Genomic DNA, 2,246 nt, shown 5'->3' on the forward strand with positions numbered 1-2,246 from the left:
CCTCTGACGTTGAAAAGTACAAATCAAAACCCGAAAGTTCTTTGTTATCAAAATTGCTTAGAAAGCTTAAATCTAAATCAGCTTGGTTTGCGGGTACGTAACGACTGTAAGCGCTTTGTTTAGCCTTAAAAAATTCATCCGCCATTTCACCAACACCAGAAAGTACTTGCGTTAATGCTTGGTGTTCAGTCTCAGATAAGTCGCCATCTACTTCATAACTTACGCTAAATTCATCCGTGGTTTCGCCTGTTTCCTCATCATAACCTTGCGCAGAATGAAAGGCGATATTGATAACATCACCTTCTTTGGTTTTTACCGAAAGCTCAAACCCATAGTTATCATCGTCTTCAAATCGCTCGCGATTAAAGCTTTCCATGAAAGGATTAAGTGAGCGTTCAACACGCTGTTGGCTAGATGCTAAAAATGTTTTTTGATTAAATCCCAGTTGCCCCAAGTTTGATAAAATATCGCTAGTGTTGGCATAAGCACCTTGGATATTTTTTACAGAAGAATTTAAGCGCTCAATTAACTGATCGCTACGTTCGTTTTTTAATAAGCCCTCTTGCTGAGAGCTTATTACCGTACGTAGTGCAACCTCTTCACTAGAGAGCTTATAATTTGAGCCACTGGGTGCGCTGGAAATAGTAAGTAACGAGGATAATTGCTGATTAAGTATTTCATCGACTTGTTGGTCACTAAACTGACTGAGCATTTCATCAGTGATTGTTGCCGAACTTGGCGCTAAGTGAGCACGCGATTGCAAGCCTGTGGGCACCGTGGTTTGGTTTGAATTATTGACCGATTGGGCAAGCAACGCATTTAGGTTAGCATAATTGCCTTGTAGTTTATTAACCATGATTATCCTTAATCTTCAGTACAATGACTTATTGTATCGGCCATTTAGCACAGAACTTTAAGGTTAATAATTCAACAGACACAAAAAATACTTTAAAAGTAATTAGCAAGTTTTGGCAAGCAGCGACTTTAATATGTCTGGTACAAATTTTCGCTGCGCGGTAATGGCATAAAAATGCTCAAACGCATCGGGTAAACGCTGATATTCAACTAGTAGGCCTTGTTCTATTTCATCCTTTACTACAACTGATGGCAATACCGATAGTGCACCACTATCACGGGCAAGTAATCGCAGCATAGCCATATCATCAGCCTCTGCTTTTATTTTTGGCTGATACTGCCAACGAGCACACAAAGCATTAAATGAGTCTCTAATAGCTGAGGTTTTAGCGGGTAACACCCACTGTGCATCCGTGTAACCTGCTGGAAATTGGCTACGTATTTTTTTATCAGCGGGGCCAACTATAGCTAATGGCTGACGAGATACCAACTGACTTTGCCAAAGCTGATCGTAGTGCTCAAGCCCGATGGGTTTATTGGTTAAAACTAAATCCAGTTCGTGCTCTGCCAAACCATTTAGCAGCCCATCCATACGACCTGCAGTCAGTGAAAATCGTACTTCGTCATTGCTCATTAAGGGGTTAATAAATTCTTCGATAAAGTTACGAGAGAGCGTATTGAGCACCCCGATTGATAAATGCTGAGTTTGCGAAATCACCCCTTTATGAATAAAAGAAGACAGTTCTTCCCCTTTGGTGAATATATCGTTGGCGTACATTTGCACCCGCTTTCCCATATCGGTTAATGCGAGTGTGCGGCCTTTACGTTCAAATAACTCAATATTAATGGTGTGCTCTAATTGTTTTATTTGCGTAGAGAGCGCTGACTGCGACAAATGCAGTTCTTTCGCGGCTTGGGTTAAGTTACCAATACGAGCAACCGACCAAAAATAATATAAGTGATGATAATTTAAACGGCTCATTATTGTTCTCTTTTATAGAACGTTTATATGCATTATATCTATTTTTATTTAGTTATCTAGTTTGCCATACTTTGATCACTAAATAAGGAGCACTGAATGAGTGAGTATATTATTTCGTTGTTACTGCTAATAATGCCTTTGAGCACATTTATAGCAGCCTGGTTAATTGGCCAACGATCGCGCGCTTCAAATGGTCATGTACTGTTTAAAGTAATGGTGTTTAATAGCATTGCATTTATAACAGCTATTACGCTTCATCAAATTTATGCTTTTGATTTACTCAGTTTCTTATCGCTGACCATGACCCGAATTATTATGCTGGGGCTTATATTATTTATCACGCTGATATTAATTCGCTTTTGTATGCACTATATGCAAGGTGAGCCACGTGTAAACTACTTTTGGCGAT

At 39.5% G+C, this 2,246-nt stretch carries 1 protein-coding gene and 2 pseudogenes; 1 reads left to right on the forward strand and 2 read right to left on the reverse strand.

The features are described 5' to 3' along the window. Both P20311_RS14095 and P20311_RS14100 read right to left on the reverse strand, forming a co-directional pair. A pseudogene (locus tag P20311_RS14095) lies at positions 1-856 on the reverse strand (hypothetical protein); the annotation flags it as partial. Between the two features lie 102 nt (positions 857-958). Continuing rightward, positions 959-1,837: a LysR family transcriptional regulator gene (locus P20311_RS14100; RefSeq protein ID WP_008114053.1), complete on the reverse strand. Its 879-nt coding sequence runs from the start codon at positions 1,835-1,837 to the stop codon at positions 959-961. 96 nt (positions 1,838-1,933) lie between these two features. On the opposite strand from P20311_RS14100, the pseudogene P20311_RS14105 reads away from it, so the two are divergent. Beyond that, positions 1,934-2,246, forward strand: a pseudogene (locus P20311_RS14105) (NADH-quinone oxidoreductase subunit L); the annotation flags it as partial.

The organism is Pseudoalteromonas sp. BSi20311 (genome assembly GCF_000239875.1).
Classification (GTDB): domain Bacteria; phylum Pseudomonadota; class Gammaproteobacteria; order Enterobacterales; family Alteromonadaceae; genus Pseudoalteromonas.

Coding starts and splice junctions, on each gene's coding strand:
- P20311_RS14100 (WP_008114053.1), bottom strand. CDS start 1,837: ATGAGCCGTTTAAATTATCATCACTTATATTATTTTTGGTCGGTTGCT.